Genomic DNA, 25,245 nt, shown 5'->3' with positions numbered 1-25,245 from the left:
GGGTCAAAAGGCCTGCCCCAGCGAGACGTACACCGCGAGCCGGCTGTCGCCCTTCTGCGGGTTGATCGGGGTTCCCAGGTCGACGCGGATCGGGCCGAAGTTCGAGTAATAGCGCACGCCGATGCCGGCGCCGTAACGGAAGCCCGTGAGGTCGGGCAGCCCGCCGGTGTAGATGTTGCCGCCGTCGAAGAAGGGCACCACGCCGAAATTGCCGAACGCCCGGATCCGCGCCTCCACCGCGAACTCGGCCAGGCTGCGCCCGCCGATCGGATCGTTGTTGGGGTCGCGCGGGCCGATCGACTGGAAGCCGTAACCGCGCACCGAGGCACCGCCGCCGGCGTAGAAACGCCGCGACGGCGCGATCTGGTCGCGCGGCGCGCCCAGGATCGTTCCTGCACGGACTCGCCCCGCCAGCACCGTTCCCTTGGCGACCCGCCGGTACGCGCTCGCGTCGAGCTGGACGCGCGTATAGCCGAAGGCGCGGTTCTGCAGCGACAGCTCGGGGCTGACCCGACCGGCGAGGCGGAAGCCGCGCGTCGGGTTGAGCAGGTCGTCCGAGCCGTCATAGCCCAGGCTGGTCGGCAGCGCGCCGATCAGGAAGGTGCGGCGGCGCGGCTCGCCGGTGGAGAGGATCACGTCGCGCTCGTCCGAGGCGACCAGCTCGGCGCCGAGCGACCAGGTCCAGGTCTTCTGGAAGAAGATGTTGGTCTGCCGCTCCAGCGCCGCGGACAGCGAGAGCGTGTTGGCCTCATAGGCGTCGCGCAGCAGGTGCGCGGCGGCGAACTGCGCGGTGAGCACGCGGTCGCGCGCGTGGAAGTTGTTGCGCCGGAACGTGACCTGGCCGAGCTGCTCGCGCGTGCCGGCAACGCCGCGGAGCGTCACCGCGCCCTCGGGCGGGAACAGGTTGCGATGCGTCCAGCTGACCTCCGAGCGCGCGCCCTCGCCGGTGCCATAGCCGAGCTCAACCGCAACGGTGCGCGGCGGCGCCGGTTCGAGCCGCACCGCCACGTCCACCACCGACGGGTCGTCCGCCGCGACCGCGCGCACCTCGGCGGTGGAGACCAGCCCGGTCTGCACCAAAGCGCGGCGCAGGTCGTCGAGCTGCGACGCCTCGTACGAGTCGCCGCTCTTGAAGCGCGCGATATCGGCGACGTGCGCGGCGTCGAACACGCGATTGTCGGGGTTGGCGGTGATCCGCCCGAACCGCCGCGCGGTGCCCGGCGCCACCTCGACCGACACGGTCGCGCTCTGCGCGGTGCGGTCGACCACCACCTGCGCGTCGCCGATCCGCGCGAAGGCGAAGCCCTCCTCCCCCGCGCGCGTGCGCAGGTTCGCCTCGGCCGCGGCGATGGCGTCGCTGTTGACCGGGTCCTCGGGGCGCACCGCGAAGGCGTCGCGCAGCGTCTGCGCCTTGGCGCCCGCGGCCTCGACGCCCGCGAGCGTCACGCCGGCGAAGCGGTAGAGCGTGCCCGGCGTCGCCACCAGCACCACCACGGGTCGCTTCTCGGCGCGCTCGAAGCGGGTCGCCACCGCGGCGTCGTAGAAGCCCTCGCCCTTCAGCAGCGTGAGCAGCAGCTCGGCGTCCTGCCGCGCGCGGCGGTCGAGCTGCGCCGGATTGGCTTCCTTCCCCTCGTTGCCGGCGAGCACCGACAGTTCCTGGAAGCGCTGGCGCAGCAGCGGCGTGCCCGCGGCGTCAAGCCCGTCGATGCGCCAGGCGTAGCGCGTGGTGGCGCCGATCTGCGCGCGCTCGGCCACCGGCGCGGCGGGGGCGGCGCTGAGATCGGGCCAGTCGACACCGATGTCGGGAAGGGCGGCGAGCGGTGCGGTCGGGTCGACCTCGTCGAACGCGGTCGGCGCGGCGCCGGAGTCGGTCTGAGACGGCGACGGCGACGCGGTCGCCGGCGCCTGCTGGGCGCGCGCCGGTACAGCTCCTGTCATCACGCCGACCACGGCGCAGAGCAGCGCGCCGCGCCGCCCCACGTCCGGCCTCATGTGCTCGGTCTAGCCGCCGCAGGTGGAGAGAAGAAGGGGGGAAAACTGACTGATCGCGGTTGGGATCGCGCGTCCGGCACGGTCGGTCGCGACTGGCGTGCGCGGCGGCGGCGTGGCAGAGCGCCCCGATGCCTCCTTCCCGCTCCCCGCTCGCCGGCGGCTTCCCCATCGCCGCCCTGATCCTCGGCGGCACGATCCTCGGTCTGATGGCCGGCGAGCCGACGATCGGCTTCCTCGTCGGCCTGACGCTGGGGGTGGCGATCGCTCTGTGGGTCTGGTGGCGCGACCGCTAGCCGATCACCTCGACCTACCCGCCGTGTTCCTGCGCTAGCGCGAGCAGAAGCGGGACCGCGCCTCCCGGTGCACCGAGCTACCCGAAGTAGCGATATCGCGCCGGAAAGTACGCGGTCGTAACGAAAACGTCGCGAAAACGTCGCGACGTTTACATCGAGCCCCCCTAGCGGCCCGCGCCGAGACGGCACTCATGCCGCTTTGGGGGTAATAGATCATGGTATCGTATGTCGGCCTGCTGCGGGCGTCGGCCGCGCTCGTCACCATCGCCGCGCTGACCGCGACCGCGCACGCACAGGGTGGCACGCCTGCCGGTCCCGCCACGCAGGCGAGCGACTCAGCCGCCGCGGCAACCGACCAGCCCGGCGAAGATATCGTCGTCAATGGCACCTACGCGCGCAGCATCGACGCCGCGGTCGAGACCAAGCGTCGCGCCGCGTACGGCGTCGACTCGATCAGCTCGACCGACATCGGCAAATTTCCGACGCAGAACGTCGCCGAGGCGCTCCAGCTGATCCCGGGCGTCGCGATCACCCGCCCCCGCGGCGAGGGGCTGTACGTCAGCGTCCGTGGGCTCGGGCCGCAGTTCCAGAACACGCTGATGAACGGCCGCACCATCGCGCTCAACGACCTGATCGAGAACGGCGGCGCCAACGGCCGCCAGTTCCGATTCGAGATGCTGCCAGCCGAGTTCACCTCGCGCATCGACGTGGTGAAGACGCCCACCGCCGACATGAGCGAGGGCGCGCTGGGCGGCAACATCGACGTCACCACCTTCCGGGCGCTCGAGGTGGGCAACAAGACCACGCTCAACCTGCGCGGCACCTACACGACGCAGACCGACAAGGTGCGTCCCAACGCCACGCTACTGACCAGCGCCGTCACCGACGACGGCACCTTCGGCCTGCTCGCGGGCGCGCAATATTGGGCCAAGTCGGTTCGCAACGATCGGTTCATGGGGTTTGGCTGGATCGCAGACCGCTATGCCACCACCGCGGCCGGAGGCCTGCCCAAAGGCCTCTACTCACCGACGCGCACGCGACCGACCGTGGAGACTGAGGATCGCGAGCGCGTATCGGGAATGATCTCGGCGCAGTGGCACCCGACGGCCGAGCTGGAGACCACCCTGGACGTCGTCGCGACCCGGCTTGACGTCGCCTATGACGAGTTCGGCCTCGACATCTATCCGGACGACGGCAAGGGCACCTACAATCCTTTGGGGTCGTCGATCGTGCCGGGCTCGGTCGTCGCGGACGGCGACACGATCACCAAGGCGACGATCAACGACGTCCGCTTCATGGCGTCGCGCGAATATAGCCTCAATCGCCACGATTTGCTGACGGTCGGGCTCAAGCAGCGCTGGAACCCGGAGCGCTGGCACCTCTCGGCCGACGTCAACTGGTCGGCGGCGCACAGCTACCACCCCGACTATCGCGCGGGCACGGTGCGCAGCCGCGCGATCTTCATCGCGCCGCTCAGCTATGACGCCACCGGCGGCTACAAGGTGCTGCCGACGCTCACCACGCCGGTCGACGCCACCGACCCGGCGAACTACAGCCTCTACACTTTCAACATCGCGCCAAAGGACAGCAAGGACTGGGATCTCTACACGCGCGCCGACGTCGCGCGCGACCTGGACGGCTTCCTCTCCAAGCTGGCCGCGGGCGGCGAATATCACCGGCGCCGGCGCGACTATTTCCGCCGCGACTTCCTGGTCAACCCGCCCGCCGGCACGCCGCTGAGCGTGCTCGGCACCGGCGCCTACGAGCAGCTGCCGTTCGACGACTTCCTCAAGGGCGTTCCCGGCAACACGCCGCGCGCCTTCCTCGTGCCCGTGACGAGCGCCTATCTCGACGCCTTCTTCACGCCCGCGGTGGAGAATGCGCCGCTGTCGCTCGCCGACCAGCGCTCCAGCTTCACGGTCACCGAGCGGATCGCGGGCGGCTATGTCCGCGCCGACTATCAGTTCCCGGTCGGCGCGGTGGCAGTGAGCGGCAATGTCGGCGTGCGCTACGTTCATACCGACCAGGTCGCGAGCGGCACGCTCATCGTTCCCGCCAAGAACCAGACGGACAAAAACGGTAAACCAATCCCGGATGGAACGTCCATCGCGCAGGCGGCGAGCTTCCCGAAGACCTTCAACAACTGGCTGCCCAGCTTTAACCTGCGCGCCGATCTCACCACCAAGCTGGTCGGCCGCCTCGCCGCCAGCCGCGTGCTGACGCGCCCCAACGTCACCGACGTCGCGCCCCGCATCACCGTCTCAACCGACGCGGCGACCGCGAGCGGTGGCAACCCGCAGCTCGTCCCGTTCCTCGCGACGCAGTTCGACGGCTCGCTCGAATGGTATTTCGGGCCGTCGGGGCTGCTGTCGGGGGCGCTCTTCTACAAGGCGCTGGACAATTACATCACGCAGAACAACGTCGACATCACGATCCCCGGCCGCGGCAACGTCCGTCTGTCGACGCAGATCAACGGCGGCGACGCCAAGGTCTATGGCGCCGAGTTCGCCTACAGCCAGGTGTTCAGCTTCCTGCCCAAGCCGCTCGACGGGCTGGGCGCGCAGGCCTCGTACACGCACACCTCGGTGCAGGCGGACTATAAGGCGGGCGACCGTGAGATCCGCGACCAGCTGATCGGCCTGTCGAAGAACAGCTTCAACCTGGTCGGCTTCTACGACATGGGGCCGGTGTCGACCCGGCTCTCCTACGTGTGGCGCGACCGCTATCTCAACGGCACCGGCAGCACGGTACAGGCGCCGAGCTATGTCGCGGCGTTCGGTTCGCTCGACGGCAACTTCTCGATCAAGGTGACCCCGCAGCTGACGCTCAGCCTGGAGGGGATCAACCTCGCCGGCGCGCGGCAGAACACGTACAATGACAAGGAGCTGCGCTTCGGCGAGGTCAATTACTACGGGCGCACGATCCTGTTCGGCGCGCGCGCGGAGTTCTGAGCCTCAAGCTCCTCCCCGCTCGCGGGGAGGGGGACCGTCGCGAAGCGGCGGTGGAGGGGGGTGTCCGCAGGCGCTGCGCCGAGTGGAGAGCCCCCTCCAACACCCGGCTTTGCCGGGCGGTCCCCCTCCCCGTGCCGGGGAGGATCTTGGGTCAGAACCGATACGTCAGCCCGACATAATAATCGGTGCCATAGCGCTGGTAACGCCGCACCTGGCGCGGGTCGCCGTTGGTGTACTGGTAGAAGGCCTGATCGGTCAGGTTCTTCGCCTGCGCCAAGATGGCCAGCCCCTGGAGCGGACCGCTCTGGAATTCATAGCCGATCTGGGCGTCGAGGATGCCCTCCGCCTTGGCGGTGTTCAGCTCCGGCGTCGCCGACAGGCCGCGCACCTCGGCGAGGAAGCTCGAGCGATAGCGGTAGGTCGTGCGCGCCTGGAAGCCCCATTTCTCGAAGTAGGCGGTGCCGTTGAGCACCCACTTCGACAGGCCCGGCACCGTCTGCGTGTCCGCCGGCGCGCTGTCGTAGCGCACCGCCGAGCTGGTGTAGCTGCCGCTGCCGAACAGGCCGAAGCCGTCGAGCGAGCGGGTCAGCATGCGCAGCGGCAGCGACAGCGTCGCCTCGGCGCCGAGGATCTCGCCGCGGCCCGAGTTGGCCGGCAGCTTGAACAGGCCGTTCTGCGCGTTCTGCGCGCGCACGATCGCCTGCTGCTCGGGGGTCAGCGAGCTGAGCAGCGGCGAGAAATCGTACAGCACGTTGTTGTTCGGATCGACATAGTCGGTCAGCCGCTTGTAATAGCCGGTCAGCGCGACATAGCCGCCGCCAGGGAAATACTTCTCGAACGACATGTCGATGTTGGTCGATTTGTACGGGCGCAGCTGGAAGTTGCCGCCGTCCGACGAGAAGGGGCTGTTGAGCGGGTCCGAGCCGCGCCCGACATTGCCCGGCGTGATCGCGACGTTCTGCGAGATCCGCTCCTGGTCGAGCCGCGGGCGCACCATCGTCTGCGACGCGCCCATCTTGACGAAGCCGCTCGGGATCAGCTCCACCGACAGCGTCGCGCTCGGCAGCACGTTGGTGTATTTCGCGCCGCCCGACACCTCGGACAGCGTCACCGCGCCGGCGTTGAGGCCGGCGATGCGGCCGTCCGAGCTCTGGTCGGTGTGCACCACCTGGACGCCGAGCGAGCCCTTCATCGCCTTGCCGCCGGCGGTGCCGTCGAACACCAATTTGGCGTAGCCGGTCGCCACCTTCTCCTTCACGCCCCAGACCTTGGCGAGGCTCTCGGGGCGGTTGTCGAACACCGGGGTAAGCAGGTCGAGCACGCCGCGCGAGTCGAGCGCGAGGATGTTGGGCACGCCGATGAAGCCGAGCGAGACCGGGTCGAGCACCACCTCGCTCGGCACCGCGATCGAGGTGGTGGTGCCGCTCGCCACCGTGCAGTTGCTGCCGGTGCCCGACGGGCAGTAGAAATACGACGTGTACTGCGCCTTCTTCTCGCGCTGCGAGTAATTGGCGCCGACCTCCCAGCCGCGGATCACGCCCAGGTCGGCGAAGTCGCCGGCCAGGCTGGCGCGCAGCGACTTGAGGTCGTCGCTGAATTTGGGCCGGTTCTGGAAGCCCGCCTGCACCACCGCGTTGGTGCCGTTATAGCCCCAGCCGCCCGGGTCGGTGATGCGGATCACGTCGGTGTTGGTATAGTCGAGCGTCGGCACGATCGAGTAGATGCCGCTGTTCTGGCGCGTGATCGTGATCGTGTCGCGCTGCCCGGTGCCGCCATAGCCGGTGCCCGAATAGGTCTCGATCAGCTCGTCCTGGCGATTGGCGTGCGACCAGCTCGCGTCGACGTTGAGGTGGATCGAGTCCGACAGCTTGAGGTCGTTGTTCCAGCCGAACGAGTACATGTCGGCGCGGCGCTCGTTGAGGTCATTGCGCTGCACGGTGTATTGCGGCGAGAAGGTCGCGCTCTGGACGTAGCCGTCCTGCACCGTCACCGAGCCGGGGTTGGGCGCGACGTTATACCCCAGCGGGAACTCGATCCCGCGCAGGTGCTGCGTCTCCTCGAAGTGCGTGTACAGCGCGTCGAAGGTCGAGTGGAACGAGTCGCTCGGCTGCCACTCGATCGTGCCGACGCCGCCGTAGCGCTTGAGCAGGTTCGACTGGACATAGGGCTTGGCGCCGCCGAGCAGGCACGGGTTGCCGCCCGCCGCGTTGCAGTTGACGTTGCGGTCGTTGAGCCCCGGATAGCCCCAGGCCTCGTATTTGTCGTAGTTGGTCGGCGATTCCTGCGCGGCGAGGCCGATCGAGATGCCGAGCGTGTCACCCGCGAACTTGTCGACGAAGGTGGCGGTGGCGCGATAGCCGTAGCGCTGGCCGTCCGGGTTGCGCTTGCCGATGCCGTTCATCTGCCCGCGCGCCGAGACGACGAACAGCCGCTCCTTCTGGTCGAGCGGGCGCAGCATGCGCAGGTCCACCGTGCCCGACACGCCGGCCGCGATCAGCGACGCGTCGGCCGACTTGTAGACGTTGACGTTGCTGAAGAACTCCGAGGGATATTGGTCGAACTCGACACCGCGGTTGTCGCCGGTGGTGACCTGCTCGCGCCCGTTGAGCAGGGTGGTGGAGAAATCGGGGCCGAGGCCGCGGATCGACAGGCTCTGGTCGCGGCCCTCGACGCGCTGCGCGGTGACGCCGGGCAGGCGCGCGAGCGAGTCGGCGACCGACACGTCGGGCAGCTTGCCGATGTCCTCGGCCGAGACCGAGTCGACGATGATGGTCGAGTTGCGCTTGATCTCGGCCGACTTGGCGAGGCTGGCGCGGATACCGGTGACGACGATCTCGTCCGCGCCCGCGTCGGTCGCGGTGGGATCGGGGTTGGCATTGGCGTCGGGCGTGGGATCGGCCGGCGGCGCGGGCTGGTCGACCGTCGCCTTGGCGGTCGGGTTAGCGGTCGGCGCGTTCGCCTGCGGCGGCGCCTCCTGCGCCTGTGCGGCCGCAGCCACGAGCAGCAGCGCCGCGGCGAGCGCGCTGGCGCTGCCGTGCGAGACGAGGCGCGTGCGCGCCGACGATATGGATGACGAGCGGTCCAAGATGATCCTCCCCTGTCCCGGCGGCCGCGTTGGTGCGACCGTGCCTGGGCTGATGCCGCCGATTAGGCCCGCCCCGGACCGCGTCACAAGAAAGCCACATACGTATTCAGCCGCCTCGGGGCGGGCTGTGGCGCGTCGGACACAGCGGCTTCGGCGGCGTCAGCGAGGGAACGAGCGCGGCCGGCGCGACGTTGGCGCGCTTCAGCCGACGGAGACTGACATGACCCGTGCCCTGCCCCGCGCCGCCTTCCTCGCCGCCCTCCCGCTCGCGCTCGCGCTCGGCGCCTGCGGCAAGGGCGACCAGACGATCACGGTCGACGAGAACAACAATGTCGTCGCCAACGAGAGCCAGGCCAACGGCCTCACAGCCTCGGGCGCGGCGGGCGACGTGATGGCGACGGACAATGCCATGAGCGGCAACGGCATGATGATGGAGAACAGCGACACGCTCGGCGACCTGTCGAACGGCACGATGTCGGGCACGAAGTGAGGGGAAGAGGCGGGCTGGCGGTTACTCGCCTGTCGCGGCATCGGAGCGGTCAGTGGCTGAGCGGAAGCCAGCGTCGCTGACCGGGATCGGCGATGCCCTCAGATCCTCCCCTGCAAGGGGAGGTGGCAGCCCGCAGGGCTGACGGAGGGGTGACCCGGGCGGCGAGTGTCGCTGAACTCACGCGTGGCGACACCCCTCCGTCGCGCCGCGCGCGCCACCTTCCCTTCCAGGGGAGGATGAGGGTTCCGGTTATCCGACCTCCCCGCCTCCCTACTTTCCCGCCTCCCACGCGCGCTGGCCGCCGATCCACGTCTCCAGCACCTTGGTCTGGCGGAGCTCCGACGCGCCCGCGAGCATCGGGTCGCGGTCGAGGATCAGGAAGTCGGCGCGCTGGCCCGGTGCCAGCACGCCGAAGCGATCCTCCGCGAAGCCGGCATAGCTCGCGCCGCCGGTATAGGCCCACCACGCCTGCTCGCGCGTCACCGCCTGCTCGGGATGCCAGCCGCCGGCGGGCTCACCGTTCGCGTCGGTGCGCGTGAACGCCGCCGCCCAGCCCGCCCAGGGATCGGGGCGCTCGACCGGCACGTCAGAGCCGAACGCCAGCTTGGCACCGCTGTCGAGCAACGACTTCCACGCATAGGCGCCCGCCAGCCGCGCCGGCCCGAGCCGTGCCTCTGCCATCAGCCGGTCACTGGTCTGATGCGTCGGCTGCATCGAGGCGATGATGCCGTAGCGGCCGAACGACTTGAAATCGGCGGGGTCGACCACCTGCGCATGCTCGATCCGCCAGCGCCGGTCACCTTTATAGGTCTGCGACAGCTCGGCGATCGAGTCGATCACCTGCGAGTCGGCGCGGTCGCCGATGGCGTGCACCGCGACCTGATAGCGGTCCATCGCGGCGCGGCTCATGATGTTCTGCAACTGGTCGTCGCTGAGGAAAGCGAGCCCGCGCTGGCCCGGCGCGTCGGCGTAATCGGCCTTGAGCCACGCGCCGCGCGAGCCGAGCGCGCCGTCGGCGTAGAGCTTGACCCCCTCCAGCCGCAGCCGGTCGTCGTACAGCCACGGCGTCGGCCCGGTGCCGCCGATCGTCACGGCGGTGTCGATGCCGAGCGCGTAGGACATGATCCGCACGCGCAGCGCGCCGGTGTCGCCCATGCGACGATAGGTCATCCAGTCGTCGAGGCTGGTCCCCATGTCCGCGATCGCGGTGACGCCGTAGCCGAGCAGGATCTGCTGCGCCTTGAGAAAGGCGGCGGTGCGGTCCTTCGGGCTGACCTTCGGGATCACCTTCTCCATCAGGTCGGTGGCGCGATCGACCAGTGTGCCGAGCGGCTTCTCGATCCGGCCGCCCGCCGGGTTGGGCGTCGTCGCGGTGACGCCGGCGGCCTTGAGCGCGGCCGAGTTGGCCCATACCGCGTGACCGTCGGCGCGCGTCATTACCACGGGGCGGTCGACCACCGCGGCGTCAAGGTCGGCGGCGGTGGGGAAGCGGCCGAGCCCCCACACTTCCTGGTTCCAGCCGCGCCCGACGATCCACGGCCGCTCCGGATTCTCGCGCGCATAGGCGGCGATCTTGGCCTTGGCGTCCTCGAGCGTGCGCGTGTCGGAGAGGTCGAGCGTCAGCGCGGCGATGCCGAGCTGGACAACATGGCCGTGCGCGTCGATCATGCCGGGGACGAGCACGCGCCCCTTCATGTCGGCGCGCCAGTCGTAGCGCGGGCCGGGGTTCTTCTTGGTCGGCTTGGGCGGCTGCTCGTCGGGTGCGATCAGCCGGACCACCTTGCCCTGCGCGTCGATCACCATCGCCTTGAAGCGGACGACGCGCTGGTCGCGATCGAGCGTGAGGCCGGTGACATTGTCGATCAGCGCGTCAGCCGCGGCCTGCCCCGCCGCGGCGAGCGAGGGCAACGCGACGGCGGCGCCGAGCAGGCGCGGGAGCAAGCGGCGGTTCATGCGATCGCCATATGATCGCGCGCGGTCTTTGGCGAGGGTGCGATGCATCGGGTGTGGAGGGGGTTCGCGATCGGCGCGGCGCTGCTGGGCGCACCCGCGGTGGCGGAGAAGACGGCCGATTACACCTTCGCTTATGTTGCGCCGTCTGCCGCGACGCGTCCGCCCGGCTTGCGCCAGTGGCTCGACCGGGACCGCGCGCGCTTCCGGCGGACGGTGGCGACAGAGGCGGCGGCGGATCGGGTCGAGGCGGCAAAGGACGGTTACCCGTTCCACCAGCACGAGGCCACGCGGACGTGGAAGGTGGTGACCGAGACGCCGTTCCTGCTCAGCCTCTCCGCCGAGACCTATCGCTACACCGGCGGGGCGCACGGCGGCACCGCGATCGAGTCGCTGGTGTGGGACAAGGCGCGGTCGCGGCGGCTGGACCCGCGCGCGTTGTTCGTGTCGGCGGAGGCGCTGCAACGCGTGCTCGGCGCGCGCTGGTGCGTCTGGCTGTCACGCGAGCGCGCACGCCGGCTGCAGGCGGACGAGGTGGACGATCCCGTCTTCCCCTGCCCGAAGGTGGCCGAGCTGACGCTGCTGCTCGGCTCGAGCGACCGGCGCGCGATCGACCGCGTCGGGCTGATCGCCGGGCAATATGTCGCGGGCGCCTACGCCGAGGGGATGTACGAGATGACCGTGCCGGTAACGCCCGAGCTGCTAACCGCGGTGCGACCCGCCTGGCAGGAGGTGTTTCGCGTCGGACGGTGAGACCGGGGCGCTCGGGCCGCGATCAAGCCTCTCCTTACTTCTCCTTCGTCATACCCGCGAAGGCGGGTATCCAGTCGCGCTGGCGCCGATACTGGAGTCGCCACGTCCGCGTGTCTGGATCCCCGCCTCCGCGAAATGCACGGCGAAGAGGGCAGACCGCCCGAGCAGCGTATACATCGCGCCCGTCACCCCCGTCGGCAGTCCTCCGCCGACACGGTGTAGCTCGTCTGCTCGCCCGGCCTGACGTCGCCGCGCAGCACCTCGCGACCGCTGCGGCACAGCAGCCGCACCTGGCCGTCGAACGCCGGGCGCGTCGCCCAATAATCGCGGGCGAACGCGCGCAGCGGCCGGCGTCTCGCGCCGAGCCCGTCCTCCAGTACCGCTCCCGCGATCAGCGCACGCGGATCGTACACCACCACGAAGCCGCGGGTGGCCAGGTCGATCGCGCTCACCGCTACGCCGGCGACGATCACCAGCAGCGCGATCCGGAGCGAGAAGAAGTAGCGCTGCACCGATGACCAATGCGCGTCGGCGCGGGGGTGTTCCTCTCTCCCCGATCATCGGCTAGCACGGCGCGATGGCCAGCCTTCCCGTGTCCGATCCCGCCCTGCCCGTCTCGATCGACGACGTCCGCGTCGCGCACGCGCGCATCGCGCCCTCGATCGTGCGCACGCCGACGCTGATCAGCCGCACGCTCTCCGAGCTGACCGGCGCGACCGTCTATCTCAAGTTCGAGAACCTCCAGTTCACCGCGGCCTACAAGGAGCGCGGCGCGCTCAACACCTTGCTCCAGCTGCCCGACGAAGCGCGGGCCAAGGGCGTGATCGCGGCCTCGGCGGGCAATCACGCGCAGGGGCTCGCCTATCACGCCAACCGGCTCGGCGTGCCCGCGACCATCGTGATGCCGCGCAACACGCCGACGGTGAAGGTCACCCAGACGCAGGCGCACCGTGCCGACGTGATCCTGGAAGGCGACACGTTCGACGCCGCCTACGCGCACGCGCGGCTGCTCGAGTCCGAGCGCGGCTTCACCTTCGTCCATCCGTTCGACGATCCGCGGATCATCGCCGGCCAGGGCACGGTGGCAGTCGAGATGCTCGAGGATCACCCCGACATCGATACGTTGGTGGTGCCGATCGGCGGCGGCGGGCTGATCTCGGGCATGGCGACCGTGGCGCGCGCGGCGGCGCGCCCGATCGAGGTGGTTGGCGTGCAGGCCGAGCTCTACCCCTCGATGTACAACCGCATCAACGCCACCCAGCTCACCTGCGCCGGCGACACGCTGGCGGAGGGCATCGCGGTCAAGGAACCGGGCGGCATCACCGCGCAGATGGTGGCGCGGCTGGTCGACGAGATCGTGCTCGTCTCGGAGCGCAGCCTGGAGGAGTCGGTGAGCCTGCTGCTCCAGATCGAGAAGACCGTCGTGGAGGGCGCGGGTGCGGCCGGGCTCGCCGCCTTGCTGGCGCATCCCGAGCGCTTCCGCGGGCGCACCGTGGGTGTCGTGCTGTGCGGCGGCAACATCGATACGCGGCTGCTCGCCAACGTGCTGCTGCGCGACCTCGCGCGCTCGGGCCGGCTGGCGCGGCTGCGGCTCCAGCTGCAGGACCAGCCCGGCGCGCTGTACGGCGTGATGCGCGTGTTCGATCGCGAGCGGGTCAATATCATCGAGATCTATCACCAGCGCGTGTTCACGACGCTGCCCGCGAAGGGCCTGATCACCGACATCGAATGCGAGGCGCGCGACCGCGCGCATCTCGACCGGCTGATCGTCGCGCTGCGCGAGGCCGGCTATGAGGTGCGCCCCGTCGACCTCGCCTGAGTCGATCTCGCCTGAACCGAATTGAGCGGGGCAATGGCGTGGAAATCTTGGTGAATCCACTTTTCACCATCGGCGCGACCCTACATATGGGAGATCACGCACCGGGGCGGAGTCGAAGAGGAGGCTGAAGGCGGTGACCGCGCCATTTCGATTCCCCCGCTTCTTCGTCACCAGCCCGCAGCCGTGCCCGTATCTGCCCGGCCGGCAGGAGCGGAAGGTCTTCACCGAGCTGAGCGGCCCCAACGCGGGCGAGCTCAACGACGCGCTCGGTCGCATCGGTTTCCGCCGCAGCCAGTCGGTCGCCTATCGGCCGAGCTGCGCGGGTTGCGCCGCCTGCGTGTCGGTGCGCGTGCTCACGCACCAGTTCGAGCCCAACGCGAGCCAGCGCAAGCTGATGCGCCGCCACGCCGATCTCGAGGTGAGCGCGTGCCGCCCCTGGGCGACCGACGAGCAATATCAGCTGCTGCGCCAGTATCTCGCGGCGCGTCATCCCGGCGGCGGGATGATCGGGATGGACGAGATGGACTATGCCGACATGGTCGAGCAGTCGCCGGTCAACTCGGTGGTGGTGGAATATCGCGAGCCCGCGGTCGGCGACCGCCCCGGTCGGCTGGTCGGCGCCTGTCTCACCGATCGCCAGACCGACGGCCTGTCGATGGTCTACAGCTTCTTCGCCACCGAGCAGGATGCGCGGCCGGGGCTCGGTAACCTGATCATCCTCGATCACATCGCGCGTGCGCGCGAGGCCGGGCTGCCCTACGTGTATCTCGGTTACTGGGTGAAGGGCTCGGCGCGGATGGCGTACAAGACGCGCTATCGCCCGCTCGAGATGCTCGGTCCGCGCGGCTGGACGCTGATGCCGGAGGAAGAGAGCGCCGCGTTCCGGGTGTGAGGGATCGGGGAGCGGTGTGGTCGCTCGGCACGCCTGCCCCCGTCCACTGGCGTCATTCTGAGGTCGTCTCAGGATTCGCACCGCGGCTCAGAACCCAGTATGCTCATTGTCGCAGAGGCGGCTCCCCCTTCCCGTCACCCCGGACTTGGTCCGGGATCCACTCCTCCGCAAGAATAACGCGACATGAGTGTGCGGCACGGTGGATCCCGGACCAAGTCCGGGATGACGGAGGGTTCTTGCAAGGATCTCGCTTGCGCAGGAGCCCGAGGCCACCGCGCGCACCGCCCGCGACTCTGGGTTCCTGCCTCCGCGGGAACACCGCTTCGAGAAAGACGCCCCCCTCACTCCCCCGCGAAATAGCGCGCCAGCGGCTCGATCATCTCCTCGGGGATGCGGCGTGCGATCACCGGCATCACCTGTTGTGGCTGACGCGCGTCGACGATCTTCTCGTCGCCGCGCCAGTGGCGCAGCCGCTCGGCGAGATACACCGCGCGCTGGCCCGCGAGCACCGGCTGCGGCTTGCCAGGCGCGTGGCAGCTCGCGCAGGCCGGCAGCTGGCGCTCCGGCAACCCGCGCTCGACGATCAGCCGCGCGCGCGCGTCGCGCGCCGGAGCCGCGCCAAGCCCCGGCATCGCGGCGAAATGCGCCGCCAGCGCGCGGCGCTGCGCGGGCGTGAGCACCGCGGCGACATTGGCCATCACCGCGCTCTGCCGCCGCCCGTCGGCATAGGCCGCCAGCGTCGCCTCGAGATAGCCGCCGCGCTGTCCGCCGAGCACGGGGATGTCGGGCTGGCCGCGCCCGCGCCCGTCGGCGCCGTGGCAGGCGACGCAGCCCGCCAGCGTCGCGCCGGCGAGCGTGCGCGCGTCGGTCGTCCCCGCGCCGGTCGCGCCGCCGCTGAGCAGACGATATCCCGCCGCCGACATCACGGGAAGCCGCCGCACGAAGGCGACCATGCGGCGGATCTCGTCGTCGCGCCCCTTCCCGCCCCAGGCCGGCATGCCGCTATATTTCACGCCGTGGCGCAGGATGTAGAACAGCTGCTTGTCGGTCCACTGTGTGGCGTTGACCGCGAGGTCGGGCGCGGGCGGCATCGCCCGCTGCATCACCGGCGAGGGGCGCTGGCCCGGTGCGCCGTGGCAGGTCGCGCAGGCCGCCGCGAAATGGCCCGCCGCGCTCACCATCGCGCCGTCGCGCGCGATCGAGTCGTCGGGCGAGTCGAAGAAGCTGTGTGTCTTGACCGAGTTGCGCATGGTCCAGTGGAGGAACCACTCGGTGACCGCCCAATGGCCCGACGAGGCGGCGATGTTGAAGATGCCCGACCAGGCGAACAGCAGCCCTGCCGCCGCCAGCGTCACCAGCGCGGCGACCAGCCGCTTCCAGGTCACCCGGATCGTCATGCCGCACGCGGCTCCCGCAAGAGGGTAGCGAGCAGCCACAGCCCGCCGAGACAGTAGCTCGCGCCGCCCACCACCAGCATCACCACACCGCCGAGCTGCTGGTCGGCGAGCGCGTCGAGCCCCGGCGCGGGGTGCATCGCCATCATCGCGTAGAGCGGGCGCGGCGCCAGCCCGATCAGCGCGCCCAGCAGGGTCATGTGCATCGAGGTGAGCAGCAGCGCCGCCGCGCCGGCCGCGGGCTGCGCCAGCGCGGCGCGCCACAGCGCCACGCCCGCGGCGAGGAACAGCGCCTGCTCGGCGAGAGAGACGAAGGCGTGCGCGTCGGCGAGCGCGCGCAGCGCGGGGAAATGCCACGCCCAGACGATCGCGAACTCCACCATCGCCCAGAGCAGCGGCGCCCCCGCGCCGCGCGGACGCCGCGGCAGCGCGGCGGCGAGCGCTGGCGCGGCGACCGCGACCGCGCCCATGTGCGCCGCCATATGCCCGGTCATGCCGAGCCCGGCGAAGCCGAGCGCCGTGGCGCCGAGCGCGAGCGCGAGCGCGAGGCCGGGCGCGGCTCTCACCGGCAGTCCGTCAGCAGCAGCGCGGGCGCGGCGGTGAACAGCACCGCGACGAAGCTCAGCCCCGCCAGCAGCAATGTCGCCGTGGCGAGAAAGCGCAGCCGGTCGATGTCGGTCCCCTCGTCGTGCGGCGGGTCGTCACCCGGCGTGCGCGACTGCACCCAGGCGATCCAGCCCGAGGCGAGGATGATCGCCAGCGCCGCCCCCGTGCCGACCACGAAGGCGACCGGGAAGCGCGGGAAGGCGCCGAGCTTGGCACAGCTCACCGCCACCCAGAGGTAGCAGAAGAGGAAGTGCACCGCCCAGACGGTCGGCGGCACGATCAGCGTCCACAAGGTGACGCGCAGCCCGCGGACGCGCTCACCCAGACTCTGCCGGCCGCGGGGGGCGTCCTCTTTCATGCCGCCCCCGGAAACAGGCCGATCGTGGCGTAGGTCACTACCGCGGTCAGTGCCATGAAATGCTGGTAGACGGTGATGTTGCGCAGGTCGGCGTCGTGGCGAGGCGTCATCCGCCCGGCGAGACTCCGCGCCAGCGTATAAAGCTGCATGATCGCACCGACGCCGCAGTGCGCGGTCGTCCAGATCGCCAGCGTCCACACGATCGCGGGATAGACGTGGAGCTCGGGCTGCAGGCCGCTCAGCCACGGCCCCGCCAGCCCCGCGCCGATCGCGCCGAGCGACAGCAGCGCCGCCACTCCCAGCGCCGCGCGCGCGGCGCCGACCGCCTCACGCCGGTTGAGCTCGCGCGCGGCGACGGTCAGCGCCCAGCTCGCCAGCATCACCGCCATCGCCAGCATCGGCCAGAAGCTGCCCGGGCCGTCCAGGCCGGGGCCGCTGGGCGGGAAGTCCTCGTGCCGCGTCCAGAAGAAGAAATAGCCGAACACCAGCCCCGAGAAGGCGGTGGCATCTGCCATCATCGTGATGAACATCGCCCACCAGCCGCTCGCCGACGCGCCCGAAATATACAGCGGCAGCACGATGCCGTGACCGATCGGCTTGCAGTCCTTCTCGGGGATCTCCGCGGTGCCGGTCCACAGCCAGTAGAGCACCAGCGCCAGCGTCACTACCGCCCCGACCAGCGCCGGCCAGTAGAGATGGTAGGTCGTCAGGATGAAGACGCTGCCCAGCGCGATCGCGGTGAGCATCGGCACCACGCTCGGCCCGCCGAGCCGCAGCACCTGCACCGGCCGTGCGTCGAGCACGCTGGTGACGATCGTCTCGCGCCGGCCTTCTTCCGCGTCAGGCAGGAAGAAGCGGCCCTCGTCGACCTTGGCGACGAAGTTCGTCTGGTCCCAGATCGGGTAGCGGCTCTCGATCAGCGGGATCGAGCGAATCCCCCAGTCCTCGTCGTCGGGATGGGCGAGCCACTCGAGCGTTCCCGCGGCCCAGGGGTTGCGCGGCGACTTGGATCGGCGCGGGCTCAGCGCGAGGTCGACGCAGACCAGCAGCACGCCCGCGGCGAACACCCAGGAGCCGATCGTCGAGGCGAGGTTGAGCCCGCCGATGCCGAGCTCCTCCGGGTAGGTGAAGACGCGGCGCGGCATCCCCATCAGCCCGGAAAAATGCATCGGGAAGAAGGTGAGGTTGGCGCCGCCGAACAGCAGCCAGAAGGCGGTGCGCCCGATCCGGTCGGACAGCTTCTTTCCCGTGATCAGCGGCCAGTAATAATAGAGGCCGCCGAACAGCGGGATCAGCGTGCCGCCGATCAGCACGTAATGCAGGTGCGCGACGATGAAATAGGTGTCGTGCGCCTGCCAGTCGAACGGCGCGATCGCCACCATCACGCCGGTCAACCCACCGATCACGAAGATCGCGATCGAGCCTGTCACGTAGAGCAGCGGCGTCGACCAGGTCACGCGCCCGGCCCAGAGCGTCGCGATAAAGGCGAAGATCTGGATGCCGGTGGGGATCGCCACCGCCTCCGACGCGGCGGAGAAGAACGCCAGGCTGATCTTGGGCAGCCCGGTGGTGAACATATGATGCACCCACAGCCCGAAGCTGAGGAACGCCGTCCCCACCGCCGCGAGCACGATCCACGGGTAGCCCAGCAGGTGGCGTCGCGCGAAGGTCGGCACGATCATCGCGAACAGCGCGATCGAGGGCAGGAAGACGATATAGACCTCGGGGTGGCCGAAGATCCAGAACAGGTGCTGCCACAGGATCGGGTCGCCGCCCTTGGCCGCGTCGAAGAAGGGCCAGCCGAGCAACCGCTCCAGCTCGAACAGCACGTCGCCGGCGATCAGCGGCGGGAAGGCGAACAGGATCATCACCGCGACCACCAGGATGTACCAGGCGTAGAGCGGCATCAGGTTGAGCCGCATGCCTGGCGGGCGGCACTTGAGCACGCCGGTGATCAGCTCCACCGCGGCGGCGACCGACGACACCTCGATGAAGCTCAGCCCCAGCATCCAGATGTCGGCGCCGAGCCCGCTCAGGTCGGTGCGCGTGGTGAAGGGCGGGTACATGAACCAGCCGCCGTCGGGCGCGGCGTCGAAGAAGATCGAGCCCGAGACGAACACGCCGCCGATCAGGAAGCTCCAGTATCCGAACGCGCTGAGCCGCGGGAACGGCAGGTCGCGCGCGCCGAGCAGCTGCGGCAGCAGGATGATCGAGACCGCCTCGAACATCGGCACCGCGAACAGGAACATCATCATCGAGCCGTGCAGCGTGAACAGCTGGTTGAAGGTCGACGGCGTGACCAGCTCGTTGCCCGGCTGCGCCAGCTGCACGCGCATGATCAGCGCGAGCACGCCGGCGAACAGCATGAAGCCGAACGCGGTCAGCGTGTACCACACGCCGACCTGGTTGTTGTTGGTGTCGGTCCAGCGCAGGAACAGGCCTTTGGGCGGCGCCCAGACGGCGCGCAGCCGCTCTTCCTGGGCTGCGCGCAGTGCGGGATCGTCCTGCGCGTGGAGGCTCATCGGTTCGTCTCCAGCCAGCGCGCGATCGCGGCGGCGTCCTGCACGGACATCTGCGGGTAAGCGGGCATGCGCGCGCCGGGCTTCACCGCGGGCGCATCGCGGATGAAGCGGACGAGGTTGGCGGTGGTGAGCGGCTGGATCCCCGCCGCCATGGTCGCGCGGCTGCCGAGATGCGTGAGGTCGGGGCCGATCGCGCCCGCCGCGCCGGTCCCGCGCACCGCGTGGCAGCCGCCGCAGCCATGGGCGTCGAACAGCCGCGCGCCCGTCGTGGCGGCGGTGGTGACCGGGCGGCGCTCGGCGGCGAGCCAGGCGTCGAAGGCGGCGGGCTCCATGGCGATCACGTCGAACGCCATCAGCGCGTGGCTCAGCCCGCAGAACTCGGCGCATTGCCCGCGGAACCGCCCCGCGCGCGTCGCGTGGACGACGAGCGTGTTGGTGCGCCCCGGCACCATGTCCATCTTGCCGGCGAGCCCTGGCACCCAGAAGCTGTGCAGCACGTCGCCACCCTCGAGCGCGAGCACGACGTCCCGCCCGACCGGCAGGCGCAGCTCGTTGGCCGAGGTCACCGCGGCGGCGCCGGCGGGTCGATAGGCCATGCGCCACCAGAATTGCTCGCCCGTCACGGTGACGCGCAGGTCATCGCGGGCGGCGCGGATCGGGCGCATCGCGGGCAAAGTCGCGACGAGCAACGTGAGCAGGACGACGCTGGGCACGATACCACCCGCCCACAACACCAGCCGCATCCCCTGCCGGTGGGTCAGCGCGCCCTCGCGCGAGCGCGACGCGGTGACCATCAGCGCGGCGAGCGCCAGCGCGATCACGACCGCGCCGAGCACCATCCATCCGGTCAGCCCGGCGAGCCAGGCGGCCTCCGTGCCGAATGTCGTGAATGCGGATTGGCGCCCCGAGCCGATGATCCTGTCCCCCTCGGTCGAGAAGGATCTTGATAAAGCTTTGTTCCTGACCGCGCGGTGACGAAATGTTGCTGCGGTATCGATTGCATCATCTCTTTGCACACCGGGGCAGGCCGGGGTCCAGGTGGGGAACGTCGGTGCGACTTAACAGCGTCGCCTAACTGGGCCCCGCCTGCGCCGGGGAACAGCCAATGAAGACGAGCGGCATCTCTCCCCAGTTGCGTCATCCTGAACTCGGTTCAGGATCCGCCATGCCGCCCAACAGAGCGCGGCGGCGCCTGCGCGACAGTGGATCCTGAAACCAGTTCAGGATGACGCCCGATCCCTACGATCCCTCCCGGCTCCGAGCACGAGACCAGCCCACGCAACATCTCGTCCGCCGGAAGGTTATCCCAGCGATGCGCCACCCCGACGAAGCGCTGCCGCCCTGGTGGGAGAGCGGCACGGTCTACCAGATCTACCCGCGCTCGTTCCAGGACAGCGACGGCGACGGTGTCGGCGACCTTGCCGGAATCGAGCGCCGGCTCGACCATGTCGCCGCGCTCGGCGTCGACGCCATCTGGCTGTCGCCGATCTTCCCCTCGCCGATGGCCGACTTCGGCTATGACGTCGCCGACTATTGCGGGATCGAGCCGATGTTCGGCGACCTCGCCGCCTTCGACCGGCTGCTCGCCGCCGCGCACGCGCGCGGGCTCAGGCTGCTGCTCGACTTCGTCCCCAATCACTCGTCCGACCAGCACCCCTGGTTTCAGGCGAGCCGCTCGAGCCGCACCGACCCGAGGCGCGACTGGTATATCTGGCGCGATCCCGCCCCCGAGGGCGGGCCGCCCAACAACTGGATCAGCGACTTCGGCGGCTCGGCCTGGGAATATGACGCCGCGACCGGGCAATATTACCTGCACGCCTTCCTCAGGCAGCAGCCCGATCTCAACTGGCGCAACCCGGCGCTGAAGGCGGCGATGCTCGACGTCATGCGCTTCTGGTTCGACCGCGGCGTCGACGGCTTCCGCATCGACGTGCTGTGGCATATCATCAAGGCGGAGGGACTGCCCGACAACCCAGCCAACCCTTATTGGCGCCCCGGCATCACCGAGCGCGACCGGCTGATCCAGCAGCATTCCACCGACCAGCCCGAGGCGCACGCCATCGCCGCCGAGATGCGCGCGCTGGCGGACAGCTACGGAGAGCGCGTGCTGATCGGCGAGATCTTCCTGCCCAACGAGCGCCACGCGCGCTGGTACGGCACGCCCGAGCGGCCGCAGGTACACCTGCCCTTCAACTTCCAGCTGATCGAGAATGCGTGGGACGCGGCGTCGCTGCGGCGCGTGATCGGCGACTATGAGGCGTCGCTGCCGCCGCACGGCTGGCCCAACTGGGTGATCGGCAGCCATGACGCGCCGCGCATCGCCGCGCGGGTGGGCGAAGCGCAGGCACGCGTCGCGGCGATGCTGCTGCTGACGCTACGCGGCACACCGACGCTCTACCAGGGCGACGAGCTCGGCATCGGCCGAGTCGATATACCGCCCGAGCGCGTGCGCGACCCGCAGGAGCTGCGCCAGCCCGGCATCGGCATCGGCCGCGACCGCTCGCGCACGCCGATGCCGTGGGACTCGAGCCCGTTCGCCGGCTTCTCCACGGTCGAGCCGTGGCTGCCGCTCAACCCGGACTGGCGCACGCGCAACGTCGCCGCGCAGGAGACCGATCCGCAATCGATGCTGGCGCTCTACCGCCGTTTGATCGCACTGCGCCGCGCGCACCCGGCGCTGGCGGTCGGCGACTTCGCGCTGGTCGACGCCGCGCCCGACGTGCTGGCGTACGAGCGGCGCGACGGCGACGCGATGCTGCGCGTGGCGCTCAACCTCTCGGCCGAGCCGCGCCCGCTGCCGTTCGGCGGCGAGGTGCTGCTGTCGACGCTCGACGGCGCGGGTGACGGCGTGCTGCGAGGGGACGAGGGCGTGGTGGTGCGTTAGGTATGTACGCGCACGCCGACACCGTCGCTTCATCCGTCTTCCCGGACTTGGTCCGGGATCCACCGTGCCGCAGACGAACCGGCCGCGATGCCCGTGGTGACGTGGATCCTGAAACGAGTTCAGGATGACGTCAGGAGAAGGGGGAACGCCCACGCCCCGCATGACGAAGGACCACATATGAAGATCGCCATGCTCGCCCCGATCGCCTGGCGCACCCCGCCGCGCCATTATGGCCCGTGGGAGCTCGTCACGCACCTGCTCACCGAAGCGCTGGTCGCGCGCGGCATCGACGTCACGCTGTTCGCCACGGTCGACAGCCTCACCGCGGGCACGCTCGACGGCGTCGTCCCCGCGCCCTATTCGGAGGATCCCAGCATCGACGCCAAGGTATGGGAATACCGCCATCTCGCGCACGTGTTCGAGCAGGCCGACCAGTTCGACCTGATCCACAACCAGGCCGATTTCCCCGCGCACGCCTTCGCGCGGCTGGTCGACACGCCGCTGGTGACGACGATCCACGGCTTCTCGTCCGACCGTATCCTGCCGATGTACCAGCCGTTCCAGGATCGCGTCCATTATGTCGCGATCAGCGACGCCGACCGGCACCCCGCACTGCGCTACGCCGCGACGATCCACCACGGCATCCCGCTCGACGACTTCGCCTTCGACCCGCACGGCAGCGACGACCTGCTCTTCTTCGGCCGCATCCACCCCGACAAGGGCGCCGAGGAGGCGATCGCCGCGGCGCGCGCGAGCGGGCGCCAGCTCCATCTCTACGGTATCGTCCAGGATCAAGGCTATCACGAGCGCGCGGTGGCGCCCGCGCTCGGCGGCGCGGGGGTGACGTGGCACGGCGCGGTCGGCGGCGCCGAGCGGATCGCCGCTCTGGGGCGTGCGCGCGCGTTGCTGCACCTGATCAACTTCGACGAGCCGTTCGGCCTCTCCGTAGTGGAGGCGATGGCGTGCGGCACGCCGGTGATCGCCAACCGTCGCGGCGCCATGCCCGAGCTGATCGAGCACGGCGTCACCGGCTTCCTGGTCGAGAACGTCGACCAGGCGGTGGAGGCGATCGAGCATGTCGGCGACCTCGACCGCGCCGCCTGCCGCCGCCGCGTCGAGGAACGCTTCAGCGTCGAGCGCATGGCCGACGACTATGCCGCGCTGTACCGGCGGACTATCGGCTAAGGGCGCGAGTCGGACGCCCGGCTCGCCTCAACCCGTACCGTCATGCCGGACTTGGTCCGGGATCCACGGCGCCGCGCCCTCAGCGGCCGTCGAGCAGGCGGAGGGGTGGATGCTGGACCAAGTCCGGGATGACGGAAGGGCGGGTGAAGAGCGTCGGAGCGCGGCCGACATTCAGCTCCATCAGCCGCCGCTCACCACTAGCACCCACCCCGCGCTGGCGAGCGGCGTCCGCGGCCCTTATCTCCCACGGCATGACCGCTTCGCCCGAACGCCGCGCCACGCTCTACCGCATGGTCATGCCCGGCCACACCTGCCCTTATGGCCTCAAGGCCAAGGATCTGCTGGAGCGCCGCGGCTACACCGTCGTGGACCATCCGCTGCGCACGCGCGAGGAGACCGACGCCTTCAAGGCCGCGCACGGCGTCAGGACCACACCGCAGACCTTCATCGCGGGCGAGCGCGTCGGCGGCTACGACGATCTGCGCCGCCACTTCGGCCAGCGCGTCGCGGCGGCGGGCGAGACCAGCTACCGCCCCGTGGTTGCGGTCTTCGCGATGACCGCGCTGATGGCGCTCGCGGCCAGTCACGCCGCCTACGGCACGCCGTTGACGGTACGCGCGGGCGAGTGGTTCATCGCCTTCAGCATGTGCGTGCTCGCGTTGCTCAAGCTGCAGGACGTCGAGACCTTCTCGACCATGTTCCTCAACTACGACCTGCTGGCGCAACGCTGGGTGCGCTACGGCTATGTCTATCCCTATGCCGAGGGGCTGGCGGGCGTGCTGATGGCGGCGCACGCGGCGGACTGGCTGTCGGTGCCGATCGCGCTGGTGATCGGCGGCATCGGCGCGGTCTCGGTGGTCAAGGCGGTCTACATCGACCGGCGCGAGCTGAAATGCGCGTGCGTCGGTGGCGCCACCCGCGTGCCGCTCGGCTTCGTGTCGCTCACCGAGAACGTGATGATGGTCGCGATGGCGCTATGGATGGCGGCGCGATGACCCTCGGCGCCGACGCGCGAGAGGAAAGATACGAGACTTTCCGCAAATAGATGCGCCGTTCGCGCAGACACAAAACGTAATCCTGCTGGAGGACGCCTGTCACGGCGAAGTCGTTGACTCCTCGTTAACCAGAAGCTGTCTGGTCGCGGGCGAGCGCGATCCGGGAGACGTCGCGATCTCTGCTTCGCCCGACGACAACAGAGGGAGTTGCAATCATGAGACAGGCAGTTCTACTGGCCACCGCGGCCGTGCTCGCGCCGGCGAGCGCGTCGGCGGCGACGATCTTCGGCGTGGACGAGACCAACAGGCTGGTGACGTTCAGCAGCGCGATGCCGGGCACGTTCACGTCCTCCGTGAAGATCACCGGCACCAACAGCAGCATCGAGGCGCTCGACTTTCGCCCGCTCAACGGCATGCTCTACGGCCTTGGCACCGATCGCGTCGTCTACACCATCAACACGATGACGGGCGTGGCCACCGCCGCCAGCGCCGCGTTGGGGATCGAGGGCAGCGTCTTCGGCTTCGACTTCAACCCGACGATCGATCGTGTCCGCATCGTCAGCAACACCAACAACAATTACGTCTACAATCCCAACGACGGCTCGCTCACCGGTGCGCCGACCACCAGCCCGCTCGGCTATGCCGCGGGCGATCCGAACGCCGGGCGTGACCCGGGCGTGAGCGCGGCGGCCTATACCAGCTCGAGCTTCGGCGCGCCGGGCACCTCGACCCAGCTCTACGTGATCGACACCGATCTCGACGTGCTCGCCAAGCAGAACAACAACGGTGGCGTGCTGACGACGGTGGGCGGCCTGGGCCGCGACCTGGGCTCGCGCACCAGCTTTGACATCGCGGGGAGCGAGGCGTTCGCGTACAACGGCCGCTCGCTCTACAGCGTCAATCTCGAGAGCGGCGCGCTCGCGACGCTCGGCACCACGTCGCGCCAGCTGTTCGGCATCGCGGTCGCGCCCGTGCCAGAGCCGGCGACCTGGGCCATGATGATCCTGGGCTTCGGCGCGGTGGGCTACTCGCTGCGCCGTCGCACCGCGCGCGTGCGCGTCACCCAGCTGGTCTGA

The 25,245-nt window shown here is 69.8% G+C and carries 20 protein-coding genes; 11 read left to right on the top strand and 9 right to left on the bottom strand.

The genetic code is table 11. The features are described 5' to 3' along the window. Positions 1-3 precede the first annotated feature (3 nt). Complete coding sequence (locus tag FHY02_RS17625) at positions 4-1,992, bottom strand: autotransporter assembly complex family protein (protein WP_183924646.1); 1,989 nt, start codon at positions 1,990-1,992, stop codon at positions 4-6. Between the two features lie 128 nt (positions 1,993-2,120). Here FHY02_RS17625 and FHY02_RS17620 point away from each other — a divergent pair, with 128 nt between their 5' ends. Beyond that, entirely contained in the window at positions 2,121-2,285 is a 165-nt protein-coding gene (locus FHY02_RS17620; RefSeq protein WP_183924644.1) for a hypothetical protein, read from the top strand. Positions 2,286-2,500: 215 nt separating this feature from the next. Beyond that, on the top strand, positions 2,501-5,236 hold the full coding sequence (locus FHY02_RS17615) for a TonB-dependent receptor (RefSeq protein ID WP_183924642.1): 2,736 nt from the start codon (positions 2,501-2,503) through the stop codon (positions 5,234-5,236). A gap of 151 nt (positions 5,237-5,387) precedes the next feature. Here FHY02_RS17615 and FHY02_RS17610 read toward each other — a convergent pair whose 3' ends face one another. After that, positions 5,388-8,321, bottom strand: a complete 2,934-nt coding sequence (locus FHY02_RS17610) for a TonB-dependent receptor (protein ID WP_260172969.1) — start codon at positions 8,319-8,321, stop codon at positions 5,388-5,390. 220 nt (positions 8,322-8,541) lie between these two features. Between FHY02_RS17610 and FHY02_RS17605 the strand changes: the two genes are divergently transcribed. After that, positions 8,542-8,811: a hypothetical protein gene (locus tag FHY02_RS17605; RefSeq protein WP_183924640.1), complete on the top strand. Its 270-nt coding sequence runs from the start codon at positions 8,542-8,544 to the stop codon at positions 8,809-8,811. Positions 8,812-9,081: 270 nt separating this feature from the next. On the opposite strand, the gene FHY02_RS17600 is transcribed toward FHY02_RS17605, so the two are convergent. Further along, on the bottom strand, positions 9,082-10,764 hold the full coding sequence (locus FHY02_RS17600; protein WP_183924638.1) for an amidohydrolase: 1,683 nt from the start codon (positions 10,762-10,764) through the stop codon (positions 9,082-9,084). A gap of 42 nt (positions 10,765-10,806) precedes the next feature. Here FHY02_RS17600 and FHY02_RS17595 point away from each other — a divergent pair, with 42 nt between their 5' ends. Further along, positions 10,807-11,514 (top strand): DUF4163 domain-containing protein, encoded by a 708-nt coding sequence (locus tag FHY02_RS17595; protein ID WP_183924636.1) that lies wholly within the window; start codon positions 10,807-10,809, stop codon positions 11,512-11,514. 185 nt (positions 11,515-11,699) lie between these two features. On the opposite strand, the gene FHY02_RS17590 is transcribed toward FHY02_RS17595, so the two are convergent. Further along, complete coding sequence (locus FHY02_RS17590) at positions 11,700-12,026, bottom strand: hypothetical protein (RefSeq protein WP_183924634.1); 327 nt, start codon at positions 12,024-12,026, stop codon at positions 11,700-11,702. A gap of 65 nt (positions 12,027-12,091) precedes the next feature. Between FHY02_RS17590 and FHY02_RS17585 the strand changes: the two genes are divergently transcribed. After that, a complete protein-coding gene (locus FHY02_RS17585) occupies positions 12,092-13,333 on the top strand; it encodes a threonine ammonia-lyase (protein WP_183924632.1) in 1,242 nt (413 codons plus the stop codon). 133 nt (positions 13,334-13,466) lie between these two features. Next, complete coding sequence (locus FHY02_RS17580; protein WP_183924630.1) at positions 13,467-14,225, top strand: arginyltransferase; 759 nt, start codon at positions 13,467-13,469, stop codon at positions 14,223-14,225. 341 nt (positions 14,226-14,566) lie between these two features. Here the strand turns inward: FHY02_RS17580 and FHY02_RS17575 are convergent, their stop codons facing one another. Genes FHY02_RS17575 through FHY02_RS17555 form a run of 5 tightly spaced genes read right to left on the bottom strand, consistent with a single transcriptional unit; the run spans position 14,567 to position 19,926 of the window. Continuing rightward, positions 14,567-15,622: a c-type cytochrome gene (locus FHY02_RS17575; protein ID WP_183924628.1), complete on the bottom strand. Its 1,056-nt coding sequence runs from the start codon at positions 15,620-15,622 to the stop codon at positions 14,567-14,569. Next, complete coding sequence (locus FHY02_RS17570) at positions 15,619-16,185, bottom strand: cytochrome c oxidase assembly protein (protein ID WP_183924626.1); 567 nt, start codon at positions 16,183-16,185, stop codon at positions 15,619-15,621. The genes FHY02_RS17575 and FHY02_RS17570 overlap by 4 nt, the downstream gene beginning before the upstream one ends. Next, the gene (locus tag FHY02_RS17565; protein ID WP_183924624.1) at positions 16,182-16,583 is read right to left on the bottom strand and encodes a hypothetical protein; all 402 of its coding nucleotides are present in this window, start codon (positions 16,581-16,583) and stop codon (positions 16,182-16,184) included. Before FHY02_RS17565 ends, FHY02_RS17570 begins: the two co-directional genes overlap by 4 nt. Beyond that, on the bottom strand, positions 16,580-19,105 hold the full coding sequence (gene ctaD / locus FHY02_RS17560) for a cytochrome c oxidase subunit I (protein WP_183924622.1): 2,526 nt from the start codon (positions 19,103-19,105) through the stop codon (positions 16,580-16,582). The genes FHY02_RS17565 and ctaD overlap by 4 nt, the downstream gene beginning before the upstream one ends. Next, positions 19,102-19,926 (bottom strand): c-type cytochrome, encoded by an 825-nt coding sequence (locus tag FHY02_RS17555; protein ID WP_311731875.1) that lies wholly within the window; start codon positions 19,924-19,926, stop codon positions 19,102-19,104. The genes ctaD and FHY02_RS17555 overlap by 4 nt, the downstream gene beginning before the upstream one ends. Here FHY02_RS17555 and FHY02_RS17550 point away from each other — a divergent pair. From FHY02_RS17550 to FHY02_RS17530, 5 genes are all read left to right on the top strand, one after another. After that, the gene (locus FHY02_RS17550; protein ID WP_183924748.1) at positions 19,892-20,080 is read left to right on the top strand and encodes a hypothetical protein; all 189 of its coding nucleotides are present in this window, start codon (positions 19,892-19,894) and stop codon (positions 20,078-20,080) included. The genes FHY02_RS17555 and FHY02_RS17550 overlap by 35 nt on opposite strands. A gap of 337 nt (positions 20,081-20,417) precedes the next feature. Next, positions 20,418-21,989 carry an alpha-amylase family glycosyl hydrolase gene (locus tag FHY02_RS17545; protein WP_183924618.1) on the top strand — a complete coding sequence of 524 codons (1,572 nt, stop codon included), beginning with the start codon at positions 20,418-20,420 and terminating at the stop codon, positions 21,987-21,989. Between the two features lie 177 nt (positions 21,990-22,166). Beyond that, on the top strand, positions 22,167-23,174 hold the full coding sequence (locus tag FHY02_RS17540) for a glycosyltransferase family 4 protein (protein WP_183924616.1): 1,008 nt from the start codon (positions 22,167-22,169) through the stop codon (positions 23,172-23,174). Positions 23,175-23,425: 251 nt separating this feature from the next. Beyond that, positions 23,426-24,169 carry a MauE/DoxX family redox-associated membrane protein gene (locus tag FHY02_RS17535; protein ID WP_183924614.1) on the top strand — a complete coding sequence of 248 codons (744 nt, stop codon included), beginning with the start codon at positions 23,426-23,428 and terminating at the stop codon, positions 24,167-24,169. Positions 24,170-24,384: 215 nt separating this feature from the next. Then, entirely contained in the window at positions 24,385-25,245 is an 861-nt protein-coding gene (locus tag FHY02_RS17530) for a DUF4394 domain-containing protein (protein WP_183924612.1), read from the top strand.

The sequence above is a fragment of the Sphingomonas sp. BK069 genome (assembly GCF_014193405.1).
Lineage (GTDB): Bacteria > Pseudomonadota > Alphaproteobacteria > Sphingomonadales > Sphingomonadaceae > Sphingomonas.
This window is presented reverse-complemented; position numbering and strand designations above follow the sequence as displayed.